Raw genomic sequence first — 14,789 nt, forward strand, 5'->3', positions numbered from 1 at the left:
TTAAATTGTTAAAGAGCTTTTCCTTTTTGAGCCTCGCTCAAATCGGACGGCCATTTTAGCGATTTAAGTTTTAGTGTCAACCACTATTTTCAAAACTTTTTTCAAGCGCTTAGCTTGGCTAATTTGACCTGCTGATTCGTTTTGGTTTCTTACGAAGCCTTCCCGTTTCAACGAGGTCGCATTATAGAGATTTCGATCACACTGGCAAGCCCTTTTTGAAGTTTTTCTTACTTTTTTGATTGTTCGAGCGTTTTTTGTTCAAAACACCCCATTTTCACTAGTATTCCTCTTAATTAAGGGCTTAAGGTGCCTATATAAAGGAGGATTTATGAGTTCAATACGCAGTTATAAAGGAATATCCCCTCAGATTGGGCAAGGTGTCTATATAGATACCAGTTCAGTACTGGTTGGTGATATCAAAATCGGTAACGACTCTAGCGTGTGGCCTTTGGTTGCAGCTCGAGGGGATGTGAACCACATTCATATTGGAGAGAGAACGAATATCCAAGATGGTAGTGTCTTGCACGTCACCCATAAGAATGCTGAAAACCCTGACGGTTATCCTCTCTTAATAGGTAATGATGTCACTATCGGGCATAAAGTAATGCTGCATGGCTGCACTATTGAGGATCGTGTACTTGTTGGTATGGGAGCGATCGTGTTGGATGGCGTGATTATCCAAAAAGAAGTGATGATTGGTGCTGGTAGCTTAGTGCCACCAAACAAGGTACTTGAAAGCGGTTACCTCTATGTAGGAAGCCCAGTAAAACAAGCTCGTCCATTAAATGATAAAGAGCGTGCCTTTCTACAGAAGTCTGCAGACAACTACGTTCAGAATAAAAATGACTATCTAGACTCTGTAATTTCAGTCTAAAGCGCTTTGATCTGAATCCGATTAGAGGAGTCATACTCCTCTTCTTCTATTAACTCTTCCGCTAGCTCTTCAATATCGAAACGTAACTCTGAAAAGATAACTAAAGCTTGATCGCCTTCTTCTATATCTTTACCTGCCAATCGTGATAATTCCTCAATAGACATGACACATTCAATCAATGCGCCCGACTGTTGTGCTGGGAACGTGATTGTTCGGCTCTCTTCATCCCAATCTTGGATATCAGGAAATAGAATTGATTGATTCATTTTTTATAAACACCCCATTACATCTCTAGATTTTTACGTAATTCTCTTAAAATCTGTTTTGTTCCCGGACGAAGACCACGCCAAAGCATAAAGCTTTCTGCTGCCTGCCCCACTAGCATACCCAAACCATCATAAGCAGCATGAACACCATTATCTAATGCCCATTGATTGAATACCGTCGTTCCAGATCCATAAACCATGTCATAAACGGCGCTAGTAGAATTGAAAATCACCTCAGACACTTCAGGAAGCTGCCCGCTTAGACCAGATGAGGTAGAGTTAATAATGACATCAAAGCCTTCATTAACATCACTTAGCCCCATCCCCTTGATGTTGCCATGCGACGAAAACATCTCAGCCAGAAGTTCAGCCTTGGAGCTGGTTCGATTAGCGACCACCAGCTGTTGTGGCTTTTGGTCGAGAAGAGGTTGAATCACTCCTCTCGCAGCACCACCAGCGCCAAGAAGAAGAACACGTGCTCCTTTTAGCGTGACTTGATGTTGAAGCAGGTCTTGAACTAAGCCCTCACCATCGGTGTTATCACCAATGATCTCTCCATCATCTAACTTCTTAAGGGTATTTACGGCACCAGCTAGTTCAGCTCTCTCAGTTAGGCGATTGGCAAACTGATACGCATCTTCTTTAAAAGGTGCTGTGACGTTACATCCTCGACCACCTTCACTGAAAAATGTTTTGGCCGCAGTGATAAATTCACCATGCTCTGGCTGTAATGCTGTATAGGTAAGTTGTTGGCTGGTTTGGCGAGCAAATAATGTGTGAATGAATGGCGATTTGCTTTGCCCAATAGGGTTACCGAAAACGGCATAACGATCTACTTGCTGTGTCATATCCTTACCTAACAGAAATAAAAAAGGGTCATCTATATAGATGACCCTATCACTATCCCTATAAGGAAGGAAGAACTACCAAACTCGAGGCTTTAGGTAGTCGCTATAAAGCAGAGCTTCCGGTGAACCCGCTTGTGGTTCGTAGCGGTATTCCCAGCGAGCCAATGGCGGCATCGACATTAATATAGACTCTGTACGACCGCCGCTTTGTAAACCAAATAGAGTGCCACGGTCATAGACTAAGTTAAATTCAACATAGCGACCACGACGATAAAGTTGGAAATCACGCTCGCGCTCACCATAAGGCGTCTGTTTGCGTCGTTCTACAATTGGTAAGTATGCGGCTGCAAAACCTTCACCGACCGCCTGCATATAAGCAAAGCTCTTTTCAAAGCCCCACTCGTTAAGATCATCAAAGAACAACCCACCAACACCACGTGTTTCGTCTCGGTGAGGAAGATAGAAGTACTTATCACACCACTCTTTGTGCTCTTGATAAACATAATCTCCAAATGGCGCACAAAGATCTTTGGCTGTTTGGTGCCAAGATTGGCAATCTTCATCGACAGGATAAAATGGCGTTAAGTCAAAACCACCACCAAACCACCAAATCGGGTCTTCCCCTTCTTTTTCCGCAATGAAGAATCGAACGTTCGCGTGTGAGGTTGGGATATATGGGTTTTTAGGGTGGATAACTAATGAAACCCCCATCGCCTCAAACTTACGTCCGGCTAATTCAGGTCGATGAGCTGTAGCTGAGGCAGGCATAGCCTTACCCGCTACGTGAGAGAAGTTAACCCCACCTTGCTCAAATACCGCACCGTTGGTCATCACACGAGTTCGACCACCGCCACCAAGGCGCTCGCCAGGCTCACGCTGCCATGCATCTTCTTCAAACAGTGCAGTACCATCAGCTTGCTCAAGCTGCTGGCAAATCGAATCTTGTAGACTCAGTAAAAACTGTTTTACTGCTTCTTTATCAATTGCTGACATCTTACTTCCTTTGCAGGGTTTAGCCCTGTCTTAATATTTTCGACGTTTTTGCATCTCTAATTTCGCTTGGCTTCTCACGACCACCCGTTTGACCTTCTAAAATAGCCACCAAATGTTGGCCAAGTTGCTGCTTAACTTCTTCAGTCGTCATACAAGGCGGCTCGCCGGTCAGGTTAGCACTGGTAGAGGTTAACGGCTTACCAAACTCATTACACATTCTTTGAACCAAAGGGTGATCAGTCACTCGTACCGCGATGGAATCAAATTGACCACTTACCCAGTCAGTAACTTTGCTGCTGGTTGGCATAATCCAAGTGACCGGACCTGGCCATGTCGCTTTCACTGTTACCAACTGTTCTTCCGTCAACTGGCTTTCATCAATGTAAGGTAACAGTTGCTCGTAACTTGCAGCAATTAAGATCAACCCTTTCTCGATCGGTCGTTGTTTTAAGTCGAGTAATTTCTTGATGGCTTGTGGATTATCGGGATCACAACCGACCCCAAAAACGCCTTCAGTCGGGTAAGCAATGACTTCACCTTGTTGTAATGCCTGCAAAGTATGTTGAAAGTTATCCACGGGTTGCCTCATTAATTCAGTTATCTAACTCACTAAGTGTACAAATTATCATTCACTGTGACTAAAGCTATTTGTTTATAAAATGTATCAATTAACAACCTAGACTGACGCAAACGTTTTCCTTAGGCAATTTTACCCGTATAATGCGCGCAAAATATCTAATCACTAATTAAATCGTACCTGAAGGAGTTTGAGATGACTGTCGGTATTATCATGGGTTCTAAATCTGATTGGCCAACAATGAAGCTAGCTGCAGAAATGTTGGATCAGTTTGGCGTGGCGTACGAAACAAAAGTGGTTTCTGCTCACCGCACACCTCAGTTGCTTGCAGACTACGCAACCAGTGCGAAAGAGCGCGGTATTAAAGTAATTATTGCTGGTGCTGGCGGTGCAGCGCACCTTCCGGGCATGGCTGCTGCTTTCACAAGCGTACCAGTTCTGGGTGTTCCAGTTCAGTCTAAAGCACTGAAAGGCATGGACTCTCTGCTTTCTATCGTGCAGATGCCAAAAGGTATCGCGGTAGGTACTTTGGCTATCGGTGAAGCTGGCGCTGCCAATGCCGGTATCCTAGCCGCTCAAATCATTGGTACACACAATGAAGAAGTAATGGCAAAAGTAGAAGCATTCCGTTCTGAGCAAACAGAAACGGTTTTGGCTAATCCAAACCCTGCAGAGGATTAATTTCCATGCATGTTCTTGTGTTAGGCGCGGGCCAACTTGCTCGCATGATGTCCCTAGCTGGGGCACCGCTGAATATTGAAATTTCTGCTTTTGATGTTGGCAGCAAAAATATTGTTCACCCATTAACGCAAGCGATTCTAGGTAACGGCTTAGAAAATGCGATTGAGCGTGCGGACGTCATTACTGCTGAATTCGAACATATTCCTCACGATGTACTTGAGGTGTGTGAGCGCAGCGGTAAGTTCTTACCGACAACAGAAGCAATCAAAGCTGGCGGTGACCGTCGTCTTGAAAAAGCCCTGTTAGACGAAGCGAACGTGAAGAATGCTAAGTACTACGTGGTTAACTCTCGCGAAGACTTTGACGCTGCAATTGCTCACGTTGGCTTACCAATGGTGTTGAAGAGCACACTTGGCGGCTACGACGGCAAGGGCCAATGGCGCTTAAAGACATTAGACAATGTTGACGCGACTTGGGCAGAAATGGCTGAGTGCATTACCGCGACCGACAACCAAGCGATTGTGGCTGAAGAGTTTGTTCCGTTTGACCGCGAAGTATCACTGGTTGGTGCTCGTGATACCAATGGCGAGGTTCAAGTGTATCCACTGGCTGAGAATGTTCACACCGACGGCGTGTTGAGCTTATCGACAGCGATTGATGACATTGAACTGCAAGAGCAAGCTAAAGCCATGTTCACTGCCATTGCTGAGCGTTTAGATTACGTTGGCGTGCTAGCACTTGAGTTCTTTGATGTTCAAGGTTCACTGCTTGTTAATGAGATTGCACCACGTGTTCATAACTCGGGCCACTGGACGCAACAAGGCGCAGAGACTTGTCAGTTTGAAAACCACCTACGTGCAGTGTGTGGCATGCCACTAGGTAGCACTAAACTGATTCGTCCAACCGCAATGATCAACATTCTTGGCGAAGATACTCTTCCTGAGGCTATTCTTGCTCAAGGTGGTTGTCATGTTCATTGGTATGGCAAAGAAAAGCGTGCAGGTCGCAAGATGGGTCACATTAACGTGAGCGCTGACTACAACGCAGAATTACAAAGAGCTTTGTGCTCATTGGCTGAGATTCTTGATAAGCAAGCCTACCCTGCTGTGCATGAGTTTGCTGAGCAGATGAAGTAAGCCTACATTGGCTTATTGATATAAAAAGTTTATTGGATACAAAAACGGCGCTCAGTGAGCGCCGTTTTTTTGTGTCTATAATATCGAGTTATTGAGATTGAATGTGGTGACACTTGCGATCAGCGCATTGCTTCTTGGTACCACTGGCTGTTTTCTTCTCAAGTAACAACGGGAACTGGCACTGTTCACAACGACCTATAACAGGTGGCTGATTAACGGCGAACTTACACTTAGGGTAGTTATCACACGCATAGAAGGTTTTGCCATAGCGAGATTTACGCTCAACCAAGTGGCCTCGACCACACTCAGGGCAGGCAACAAGTGGCTGCTCTTCAGGTTGTTCTTTCGGTTGGTCCAAAGATTCGATGTGATTACACTCTGGATAACTGCTACAGCCAATGAACATCCCAAAGCGACCTTGCCTTAATACCAATTCGTTTTGGCATTTAGGACACGGAACGCCCAGCTCTTTCACCACATGACCATCATTTTGATGAAGAGGCTTGATGTAATCACAGCTCGGATACTGCTTACAGCCTAAAAATGGGCCGTGCTTACCATGGCGAAGCTGAAGCTCCCCACCACACTGTGGACATGGTTCATGCTCTAACGCATGTTCATGTGCTGAAAAAAGCTGATTATCAATCTTACTACTCATGATAAGCCTGTATTAATGCAAGATACCTTGCTCTTTGGTGTACAACAGCTCTTCCATTTGCGTGTAAGCACTTTCATTACCCGGTACATTGAACAGTACCATTAAGATAATCCACTTCAGATCATCCAACTCAAATTCATTGGTCTCTAACCCCATGACACGATCAATCACCATTTCACGAATCTCTGTCGTGAGGACGTTGATCTGCTCAAGGAACAACAAGAAACCACGACACTCCATATTAATACGTGATATCTCTTTACTTGTGTAAACACGCATCGAGGTATTAGAGCACATAGTAATCGCCGCTTGATTCTCAGTATCTTGCAGTGCAGCAAGGTCTTCTAACCAATGGAGAGCCTTATAAATATCATCTTGGTGAAACCCCGCTCGAAGAAGTTCATCTTCAAGTTCGTCTTGATCCACCTGCAATTCAGAATCGCTATGGATGTAGGTTTCAAACAAGTACATCAGTATGTCCATCATCATAGCTTAGCCTCTCCCCTTTCGAATATAGCCACCGGAAACTGCAACAACATGCCCTGAGAGCTCAAGCTCTAAAAGCTGCATCATGACTTCATGCACAGGTATATGGGTTCTCTGTGCCAAAATATCAACGGGTGTCGCCTCTAATCCTACGTTAGCTAACAGCTGTGGAAATGGCAATTGTTCATTTTCACCCTCATTCGGCGTAGGTTCGAATAAGCTCGGCTGCTGATCTATAGACCAGTTTAACAGACTCTTTATTTCAATCAGAACATCTTGAGCATTTTGCACTAAACATGCTCCAGCTTTGATGAGACTGTTACCTCCGCGACTGGTTGGGCTATGAATAGAACCGGGCAGCGCAAACACTTCTCGACCTTGCTCCATGGCATAGCGAGCGGTAATTAAAGAGCCACTCTTCTCAGCCGCTTCCACCACCAAGGTTCCTAACGACAAGCCACTTATAATACGGTTACGACGGGGGAAATGTTCAGGTCTCGGTTTAGCACTCGGTCGAAACTCTGAAATCAGCGCTCCGTTCTCACAGATCCTCTCAGCTAGATTTCGGTGGCGGGCAGGATAAATGGAGTCCAAGCCAGACCCCAACACTGCAAAAGTTTCCCCTCTTTTATCTAGAGCACCATCATGAGCATAGCCATCGATACCTAAAGCTAAGCCACTGGTGACAATTAAACCGTTTTGGACAAACTCTTTGGCGAAGGACTTGGCGGTCTGCAGTCCTTCAATACTGGCATTGCGGCTGCCGACCATCGCGATTTGAGGCTCGATCAGTTTTTCAACGTGACCTTTAACGAAAAGAACACTGGGCGCAGAGGCAATCTCATTAAGCAGTTTGGGATAATGGGGGCAATTAGGGGTAATGATGTGATGGTTAGGCTGTTTTGCTTGCCATGATAAGCAAGCCTCCACTTCTCTTGGGGCTTGCTCTCTTAGATAAGAAATTTGTTTGCCTGATAAACCCATCACTTGCAGCTGCTGGCTTGAGTAGCCAACAATGTTCGAAGGGGAATCGATACTCAGCAGGCGAGAAAGGCGTTTGCCACCCAATTGAGGAACAAAACTTAGAGTTAGCCAAGCACTCAGTTGTTGCTCATTCACTCGGTGCCCTTAACCTCTTCTGTCAAAGCAAGATCCAAAGGCGATACTGCCAGAATGCCCTTGCTAACAGGCTTAGAGCTCTGAGTGATCAACGCGAGGCTAAAATACTCATAAGGACGAATGACCATCAAGCTACCCAGCGAGGTACTTGGCAATTGCACCTTATCGCTCGCCGCAGACTCTTTATAACTGTATTCACCTTGCTTACCAAACACCACCGCACCGCTTTCGCTGAGGGTAAACATAGAACCTTGGCGAAGGTTATCCTGTGAACCTTTGTTGATCACTACCACCTGATTCTTCGCGCTGTATTGGCTGCCATCTAATGAGCCCAAGATATTAGCAAATTGACCCGCCGCACTAGGTGCAGGATAAAACGTGGTAGAGAGCTTCACCTGATCAACACCAAGTTCTGGTAGCACAAGGTCGTTCAGCAATACCTCTTGCAGCTGAGTGTCTATCTGCAAGCTGCTGAACTCAGCATCCACCTCTTTTAAGCGCGCAGTGGCGACCAGTCGCAAAGAGGTAATACTCGCTTGGGGTTGCTGCCGTTGGTAGGTTTCAACTGCGCGGTAGATACCCCACTTTTGATGTTGTTGGTTACCTGAGATAAACAACCGGTCTGCACCCGATAAGAAACGTTTACCATCACTGGTTCCTAATACTCGTTGTGCCGATTCGATATCTTGCTGCTCTACCAAGCGATCAGACTGTAAATAAGGTAGAACCAGTCCCTCGTTGACGGTAGGTACTGCTTTCTTCTCAGAAACACGAATCTTAGGGCTGAGTTTGATAACAGGCTTGAGGCTCAAGACAGGTTCACCATTAATCCAAACCAACGACAGTTTGTCTCCGGGATAAATAAGGTGAGGATTTTCTATCTCAGGGTTTACCTGCCATAACCTTGGCCACAACCACGGGCTATCAAGATACATCGCAGATATATCCCATAAGGTATCGCCCTTTACCACCACATACGCCTCAGGTGCGCCCTGCTTAATGGTTAAAGGTTGAGCGCTATTTTCAGCCGTAGCGGCGAACGAAAGCGAGGCACAAACAAGAGAAAAAATGGGAGAAAAATGACGCATGACCTAGGTTCCTTGGTCTGAATATATGACATCTGATTTGAGAATTACCTTCAGGATGCTGTCATTTGACCTCTAAAATGTCTAGAATTGAGCCAACAAGGTTTAAGCTGTTTCGGCACAGTTCAATATTTCGAGTGTATATGTCTGTATTACAAGTATTAACATTACCAGATGATCGTCTACGTACCGTGGCGAAACCGGTAAAAGAAGTTACCCCAGAGATTCAAAAGTTCGTTGATGACATGATTGAAACCATGTACGACGAAGAAGGTATCGGCCTTGCGGCAACGCAAGTAGATTTCCATCAACGCATCGTTGTTATCGATATTTCAGAAACACGTGATGAGCCAATGGTGCTTATCAACCCTGAAATTACTGAGAAGCGCGGCGAAGATGGAATCGAAGAAGGCTGCCTATCTGTACCAGGCGCTCGAGCTCTAGTACCTCGCGCTGCAGAAGTAACGGTTAAAGCACTAGACCGTGACGGCAACGAATTCACATTCGACGCTGACGACCTTCTGGCTATCTGTGTTCAGCACGAACTTGACCACCTAGAAGGCAAGTTGTTTGTTGATTACCTATCGCCACTAAAGCGTAAACGTATCCAAGATAAGCTAGCGAAGATTAAACGTTTCAACGAGAAACAAGGTTAATAACCGCTGCTATTACTAAATTAGAAGGAAGCCTACCTTGAGTCAGTCTTTAAGAATTGTCTTTGCAGGTACTCCGGATTTCGCCGCCCGTCACTTGGCGGCGTTGTTGTCTTCGGAGCATGAAGTTGTTGCTGTTTACACACAGCCAGATCGCCCAGCAGGCCGCGGTAAAAAACTCACTGCGAGCCCAGTAAAAAACATCGCACTTGAAAACAATATTCCGGTTTACCAACCAGAAAACTTCAAGTCAGGTGAGGCTAAGCAAGAGCTAGCTGAATTGAACGCTGACATCATGGTTGTTGTCGCTTACGGCTTATTGCTTCCGCAAGTTGTATTAGATACACCTCGCTTAGGTTGTATCAACGTACATGGCTCTATCCTACCGCGCTGGCGTGGTGCTGCTCCGATTCAACGCTCTATTTGGGCAGGTGATAAAGAGACAGGCGTGACGATCATGCAGATGGATATCGGCCTAGATACTGGCGACATGCTAAGTATCGCGACGCTGCCTATCGAAGCGACAGATACTAGCGCATCTATGTACGAGAAATTAGCGGGCCTTGGCCCTGATGCGCTTGTTGAATGTCTAGCGGACATCGCTTCTGGCAAAGCAGTTGCAGAAAAGCAAGACGATGAGCTTGCGAACTACGCGAAGAAGCTAAGCAAAGAAGAAGCGCGTATCAACTGGAGTGATGAAGCTGCGCATATTGAGCGCTGCGTTCGTGCCTTCAACCCATGGCCAATGAGTCACTTTGAAGCTGCTGAGAACAGCATTAAAGTATGGCAAAGCCGTGTGGCAGAGCAAACTTCTGATAAGCCTGCAGGTACCATTCTGCAAGCGGATAAAACTGGTATCTATGTTGCGACAGGGCAAGGCGTACTTGTTCTTGAACAACTGCAAGTTCCAGGTAAAAAAGCCATGTCAGTTCAGGATATCTTGAACTCACGTGCAAGCTGGTTTGAAGTTGGTACACAACTTTCTTAATCCGCTTTTAAAGCTGCTAATTACGCAGCTTAGAAAACCTTTACGAGGGCAGAGATGCCCTCATGTATTCAAATAAATATTCGGTACCCCTCATGAATGTTCGCGCTGCTGCTGCAAATGTCCTATTCCAAGTTGTCGATAAAGGCCACTCTCTGTCACACGCTCTCCCTGCGGCTCAAAAAACGATCCGTCCACGAGACCATGCTCTACTGCAAGAGATTTGCTACGGCGCACTTCGTTACCTGCCTCGTTTAGAGTCAATCGCTAACGAACTGATGGAAAACCCGCTTAAAGGTAAAAAGCGTGTATTCCACCACCTAATCTTGGTGGGCATTTACCAACTAAGCTTCATGCGTATCCCTTCGCATGCCGCGGTTGCTGAAACGGTTGAGGGCACTAAAACACTGCGTGGTCCAAGCCTGAGTGGTTTGATCAACGCTGTGCTACGTAGCTACCTACGTGACCAAGAAGAACTGGACGAGAAAGCCGTTAGTCACAATGCAGGCAAATACGGCCACCCAAGCTGGATTCTAAAAATGCTTCAAGAGAGCTACCCAGATCAATGGGAGCAACTGGTTGAAGCAAACAACAGTAAGGCACCAATGTGGCTGCGCGTTAACCGCCAACACCACACTCGTGACGAGTATGTTGAACTACTTAAAAACGAAAACATTGAATACACATTGCACCCAGAAGCAGCCGATGCCATAAAATTAGCTGCACCTTGTGATGTTACTTTGCTTCCTGGCTTCGACAGAGGTTGGGTATCAGTGCAAGACGCTGCCGCTCAGCTTTCGGTTGACTACCTAACACCAAAAGATGGTGAGCTGATCTTAGATTGTTGTGCTGCGCCAGGTGGTAAAACGGCACACATTCTTGAGCACACTCAAGACACTGAAGTGGTTGCGATTGACTGCGACATTAAACGTCTAGACCGCGTTTACGATAACCTTGAGCGTCTACAACTGCGTGCCGACGTAATTTGTGGTGATGCTCGCTACCCAGAAGAGTGGTGGATGGGTGATAAGTTCGACCGTATCCTACTTGATGCACCTTGTTCAGCGACTGGCGTCATTCGCCGTCACCCTGACATCAAGTGGCTACGTCGTGCGTCTGACATTGATGCGCTGGCTGAACTGCAAAGCGAGATTATGGATGCAATGTGGCGTCAGCTGAAAGAAGGCGGCACCATGGTTTATGCGACTTGTTCTATCACGCCGCAAGAAAACGTGCTGCAAGTGAAAGCATTCCTAGCACGCACTGAGAACGCTACGTTGGTTGGGTCTGATATCGAAAATCCGGGTCGTCAAATACTACCTGGAGAAGAAGATATGGATGGCTTCTACTACGCAGTTCTAGTAAAACAGGCATAACAACTAACAGCGGCTAAGAATTTATTTCTTAGCCGCTGTTTCTTTCTAGTGCATTATCAAAATAAAGTTAGATAACTAGAATTACCACGGTAAAGAAAAGAGAAAGGCTATGAAGATCATTATCCTAGGTGCTGGACAAGTTGGCGGTACCCTTGCTGAAAACCTGGTTGGTGAAAACAACGACATCACCATTGTCGACCGTAATGCTGACCGACTTCGTGAACTTCAGGATAAGTACGACCTTAGGGTTGTAAACGGTTATGCCAGCCACCCAAACACACTACGTGAAGCGGGTGCGCAAGATGCCGACATGTTGGTTGCCGTAACCAACATGGATGAAACCAACATGGCTGCGTGTCAGGTTGCTTTCTCTCTTTTCAATACGCCAAACCGAATTGCTCGTATTCGCTCTCCTCAATACCTAGAAGAGAAAGAAGCGTTATTCAAATCAGGTGCCATCCCAGTCGATCACCTGATCGCACCCGAAGAGCTAGTGACCAGCTATATCGAGCGCCTGATTCAATACCCAGGCGCATTGCAGGTTGTGAGCTTTGCTGAACAGAAAGTTAGCCTCGTCGCAGTAAAAGCCTACTACGGTGGTCCACTGGTCGGTAACGCCCTATCTGCTTTGCGTGAGCACATGCCGCACATCGATACTCGTGTTGCTGCTATTTTCCGTCAAGGCCGCCCTATTCGCCCGCAAGGCACTACCATCATTGAAGCAGACGATGAGGTTTTCTTCGTGGCCGCGAGTAACCATATCCGCTCAGTAATGAGTGAACTGCAACGCCTAGAGAAGCCATACCGCCGCATCATGATTGTCGGAGGTGGTAACATTGGTGCAAGCTTGGCGAAACGCCTTGAGCAGAGCTACAGCATCAAGCTTATCGAACGTAGTTACACTCGTGCTGAGAAGCTATCTGAAGAATTAGAAAACACCATCGTATTCTGTGGTGATGCCGCCGACCAAGAACTGCTAACCGAAGAGAACATCGATCAGGTGGACGTGTTCATTGCCCTAACCAATGAAGATGAAACCAACATCATGTCAGCAATGCTGGCGAAGCGAATGGGTGCCAAGAAGGTAATGGTACTGATTCAGCGTGGTGCTTACGTAGACCTTGTTCAGGGTGGCGTGATTGATATTGCTATCTCTCCACAGCAAGCGACCATTTCTGCGCTGCTTACTCACGTTCGTCGTGCTGATATTGTTAACGTATCCTCTCTACGTCGCGGCGCTGCAGAGGCGATCGAAGCCATTGCTCACGGTGACGAAACCACATCGAAAGTGGTTGGCCGAGCGATTGGCGACATCAAGCTACCACCGGGCACCACTATTGGTGCAATTGTTCGCGGAGAAGAGGTTCTTATTGCGCACGATAGAACCGTAATTGAACAAGATGACCACGTTGTGATGTTCCTAGTGGACAAGAAATACGTACCTGATGTTGAGTCTCTATTCCAACCGAGCCCATTCTTCTTATAGCCTTGTTCTCGTAAGCTTCTTCTCGCAACTTTCTTTTTGTGAGAACGACGCTCCGGCACAAAGCTGTAATCTATTTAAGCTATGGTCTATTAAGCTATGGTCAACTTTCGTCCGATATTATTAGTGATAGGGTTAGTGTTATCAAAACTCGCCCTTTTCATGTACATCCCTACATTGGTTGCCTTTTTTACTGGCACCGGTGGCTTCCTCGAGTTTGGTCAATCGGTAGTGATCACGCACATTGTGGCATTCATCTGCTTAAGCTTAGGCCGCTCCGCTAAGTTTCGATTAGGGGTGCGGGACATGTTCCTGATCACCTCTCTGGTCTGGACTATTGCCAGCGCCTTCGCTGCACTACCCTTTGTCTTCATCAACCACATCAGCTTCACTGATGCCTATTTTGAAACCATGTCGGGTATCACCACGACAGGATCAACCGTATTAAGCGGCTTAGACAGCATGTCACCAAGCATTCTATTATGGCGATCTATATTGCAGTGGCTTGGTGGTGTTGGGTTCATCGTAATGGCAGTAGCGGTTCTACCAATGCTTAACGTCGGTGGTATGCGCTTGTTCCAAACTGAGTCTTCCGATTGGTCAGATAAAAGCAGCCCGAGAGCAAAAACCGTCGCCAAGAACATCGTGGCGGTCTATTTGGTATTAACAGGCCTATGCTTGGTGAGCTACCTATTTGCGGGCATGAGTGTGTTTGATGCCATCAACCACTCATTCACCACGCTATCTACAGGCGGTTACTCAACCTCAGACGGTTCTATGAACCACTTCTCGAACAGCGCTCACTGGGTGGGTACTGTATTCATGTTCTTAGGTGGCTTGCCGTTTTTACTCTTTGTCAGTGCGCTGCGCGGTAGAAAGCTCTCTATCCTCTACAAAGATGCCCAAGTGAGAGGCTTCGCTTACCTATTCTTAGTCACCAGTGCTGTGATATCCACATGGCTGGTGGTCAGAGATGGCTACACGGTATTGGATGCGATGCGTGTTTCGATGTTTAACATTGTGTCAGTCGTAACCACAACCGGTTTTGGCTTAGAAGATTTCACCGCGTGGGGCGCTTTGCCTACCACGCTGTTTGCCTTTTTAATGATGGCGGGCGCGTGCTCAGGTTCAACCTCTGGTGGTATCAAGATCTTCCGCTTCCAGATCGCGATGACCATGCTTCATAAGCAGATGATGAAACTGATTCACCCGTCGGGCGTGTTTGTTCAACGCTACAATCAGCGACCGGTGAATGACGATATTGTGCGTTCACTAGTCGCATTTGGTTTGATGTTCTTTATTACGATTATCTTAATTGCAGGTGGCTTGAGCGCGATGGGGCTTGATCCCGTGACCAGTATATCTGGCGCTATCACAGCCGTTGCCAACGTTGGTCCTGGTATGGGCAGCGTTATCGGTCCAACCGGGAACTTTGCTCCACTGCCCGACGCCGCTAAATGGTTGCTAAGCTTAGGAATGCTGATGGGGCGACTCGAGATATTGACGCTCATTGTTCTATTTTTCCCAGCCTTTTGGCGACGTTAACCAAGCACAAAATCAAGGAAACAC

Annotated in this window: 16 protein-coding genes; 8 read left to right on the forward strand and 8 right to left on the reverse strand. The window is 46.5% G+C overall.

Annotation, left to right across the window (positions count from 1 at the left end; translation table 11 throughout):
• Nucleotides 1-328: 328 nt before the first annotated feature.
• Complete coding sequence (locus AB4371_RS07835) at nt 329-874, forward strand: gamma carbonic anhydrase family protein (RefSeq protein ID WP_017058763.1); 546 nt, start codon at nt 329-331, stop codon at nt 872-874.
• Here AB4371_RS07835 and AB4371_RS07840 read toward each other — a convergent pair.
• The 4 genes from AB4371_RS07840 to AB4371_RS07855 form a co-directional block, all read right to left on the reverse strand.
• Nucleotides 871-1,140 carry a DUF1488 domain-containing protein gene (locus AB4371_RS07840; protein ID WP_017058764.1) on the reverse strand — a complete coding sequence of 90 codons (270 nt, stop codon included), beginning with the start codon at nt 1,138-1,140 and terminating at the stop codon, nt 871-873. The genes AB4371_RS07835 and AB4371_RS07840 overlap by 4 nt on opposite strands.
• 17 nt (nt 1,141-1,157) lie before the next feature.
• Nucleotides 1,158-1,988 (reverse strand): shikimate dehydrogenase, encoded by an 831-nt coding sequence (gene aroE, locus AB4371_RS07845; protein ID WP_050633580.1) that lies wholly within the window; start codon nt 1,986-1,988, stop codon nt 1,158-1,160.
• 75 nt (nt 1,989-2,063) lie between these two features.
• Nucleotides 2,064-2,981, reverse strand: a complete 918-nt coding sequence (gene hemF, locus AB4371_RS07850) for an oxygen-dependent coproporphyrinogen oxidase (protein ID WP_065584143.1) — start codon at nt 2,979-2,981, stop codon at nt 2,064-2,066.
• Nucleotides 2,982-3,000: 19 nt separating this feature from the next.
• The gene (locus tag AB4371_RS07855; protein WP_065584144.1) at nt 3,001-3,558 is read right to left on the reverse strand and encodes an L-threonylcarbamoyladenylate synthase; all 558 of its coding nucleotides are present in this window, start codon (nt 3,556-3,558) and stop codon (nt 3,001-3,003) included.
• A 195-nt stretch (nt 3,559-3,753) separates the two neighbouring features.
• Between AB4371_RS07855 and purE the strand changes: the two genes are divergently transcribed.
• Nucleotides 3,754-4,239, forward strand: coding sequence for a 5-(carboxyamino)imidazole ribonucleotide mutase (gene purE, locus AB4371_RS07860; RefSeq protein ID WP_004735777.1), 486 nt, complete (start codon nt 3,754-3,756; stop codon nt 4,237-4,239).
• 5 nt (nt 4,240-4,244) lie between these two features.
• Nucleotides 4,245-5,375 (forward strand): 5-(carboxyamino)imidazole ribonucleotide synthase, encoded by a 1,131-nt coding sequence (locus tag AB4371_RS07865; RefSeq protein ID WP_102321074.1) that lies wholly within the window; start codon nt 4,245-4,247, stop codon nt 5,373-5,375.
• 88 nt (nt 5,376-5,463) lie between these two features.
• On the opposite strand, the gene AB4371_RS07870 is transcribed toward AB4371_RS07865, so the two are convergent.
• From AB4371_RS07870 to AB4371_RS07885, 4 genes are read right to left on the reverse strand one after another with little or no spacing between them, the layout of a single operon-like run.
• Entirely contained in the window at nt 5,464-6,033 is a 570-nt protein-coding gene (locus tag AB4371_RS07870; protein ID WP_017063003.1) for a type I DNA topoisomerase, read from the reverse strand.
• A gap of 12 nt (nt 6,034-6,045) precedes the next feature.
• Nucleotides 6,046-6,522, reverse strand: coding sequence for a DUF494 family protein (locus tag AB4371_RS07875; protein ID WP_372149407.1), 477 nt, complete (start codon nt 6,520-6,522; stop codon nt 6,046-6,048).
• Between the two features lie 3 nt (nt 6,523-6,525).
• Entirely contained in the window at nt 6,526-7,638 is a 1,113-nt protein-coding gene (gene dprA / locus AB4371_RS07880) for a DNA-processing protein DprA (protein WP_017071760.1), read from the reverse strand.
• Nucleotides 7,635-8,726, reverse strand: a complete 1,092-nt coding sequence (locus tag AB4371_RS07885) for a LysM peptidoglycan-binding domain-containing protein (protein WP_229648151.1) — start codon at nt 8,724-8,726, stop codon at nt 7,635-7,637. Before AB4371_RS07885 ends, dprA begins: the two co-directional genes overlap by 4 nt.
• Nucleotides 8,727-8,866: 140 nt before the next feature.
• Here AB4371_RS07885 and def point away from each other — a divergent pair, with 140 nt between their 5' ends.
• From def to AB4371_RS07910, 5 genes are all read left to right on the forward strand, one after another.
• Nucleotides 8,867-9,379, forward strand: coding sequence for a peptide deformylase (gene def, locus AB4371_RS07890; protein ID WP_017058772.1), 513 nt, complete (start codon nt 8,867-8,869; stop codon nt 9,377-9,379).
• A 37-nt stretch (nt 9,380-9,416) separates the two neighbouring features.
• The gene (gene fmt / locus AB4371_RS07895) at nt 9,417-10,364 is read left to right on the forward strand and encodes a methionyl-tRNA formyltransferase (protein WP_372149408.1); all 948 of its coding nucleotides are present in this window, start codon (nt 9,417-9,419) and stop codon (nt 10,362-10,364) included.
• A gap of 92 nt (nt 10,365-10,456) precedes the next feature.
• Nucleotides 10,457-11,737: a 16S rRNA (cytosine(967)-C(5))-methyltransferase RsmB gene (rsmB, locus tag AB4371_RS07900; RefSeq protein ID WP_017058774.1), complete on the forward strand. Its 1,281-nt coding sequence runs from the start codon at nt 10,457-10,459 to the stop codon at nt 11,735-11,737.
• 109 nt (nt 11,738-11,846) lie between these two features.
• Nucleotides 11,847-13,223, forward strand: coding sequence for a Trk system potassium transporter TrkA (gene trkA, locus AB4371_RS07905; protein ID WP_004735766.1), 1,377 nt, complete (start codon nt 11,847-11,849; stop codon nt 13,221-13,223).
• A gap of 96 nt (nt 13,224-13,319) precedes the next feature.
• Nucleotides 13,320-14,765, forward strand: coding sequence for a TrkH family potassium uptake protein (locus tag AB4371_RS07910; RefSeq protein ID WP_372130348.1), 1,446 nt, complete (start codon nt 13,320-13,322; stop codon nt 14,763-14,765).
• Nucleotides 14,766-14,789 lie beyond the last annotated feature (24 nt).

The organism is Vibrio sp. 10N.261.51.A3, from assembly GCF_041471965.1.
In the GTDB taxonomy this organism is placed as follows: Bacteria; Pseudomonadota; Gammaproteobacteria; order Enterobacterales; family Vibrionaceae; genus Vibrio; species Vibrio crassostreae_C.

Excerpts from the sequence above, each read along its gene's own strand:
- AB4371_RS07875 (WP_372149407.1), bottom strand. The coding sequence starts at position 6,522 with ATGATGATGGACATACTGATGTACTTGTTTGAAACCTACATCCATAGC.
- rsmB (WP_017058774.1), top strand. The coding sequence starts at position 10,457 with ATGAATGTTCGCGCTGCTGCTGCAAATGTCCTATTCCAAGTTGTCGAT.
- AB4371_RS07840 (WP_017058764.1), bottom strand. The coding sequence starts at position 1,140 with ATGAATCAATCAATTCTATTTCCTGATATCCAAGATTGGGATGAAGAG.
- AB4371_RS07870 (WP_017063003.1), bottom strand. The coding sequence starts at position 6,033 with ATGAGTAGTAAGATTGATAATCAGCTTTTTTCAGCACATGAACATGCG.
- trkA (WP_004735766.1), top strand. The coding sequence starts at position 11,847 with ATGAAGATCATTATCCTAGGTGCTGGACAAGTTGGCGGTACCCTTGCT.
- def (WP_017058772.1), top strand. The coding sequence starts at position 8,867 with ATGTCTGTATTACAAGTATTAACATTACCAGATGATCGTCTACGTACC.
- AB4371_RS07910 (WP_372130348.1), top strand. The coding sequence starts at position 13,320 with ATGGTCAACTTTCGTCCGATATTATTAGTGATAGGGTTAGTGTTATCA.
- AB4371_RS07865 (WP_102321074.1), top strand. The coding sequence starts at position 4,245 with ATGCATGTTCTTGTGTTAGGCGCGGGCCAACTTGCTCGCATGATGTCC.
- aroE (WP_050633580.1), bottom strand. The coding sequence starts at position 1,988 with ATGACACAGCAAGTAGATCGTTATGCCGTTTTCGGTAACCCTATTGGG.
- purE (WP_004735777.1), top strand. The coding sequence starts at position 3,754 with ATGACTGTCGGTATTATCATGGGTTCTAAATCTGATTGGCCAACAATG.
- AB4371_RS07885 (WP_229648151.1), bottom strand. The coding sequence starts at position 8,726 with ATGCGTCATTTTTCTCCCATTTTTTCTCTTGTTTGTGCCTCGCTTTCG.
- hemF (WP_065584143.1), bottom strand. The coding sequence starts at position 2,981 with ATGTCAGCAATTGATAAAGAAGCAGTAAAACAGTTTTTACTGAGTCTA.
- AB4371_RS07835 (WP_017058763.1), top strand. The coding sequence starts at position 329 with ATGAGTTCAATACGCAGTTATAAAGGAATATCCCCTCAGATTGGGCAA.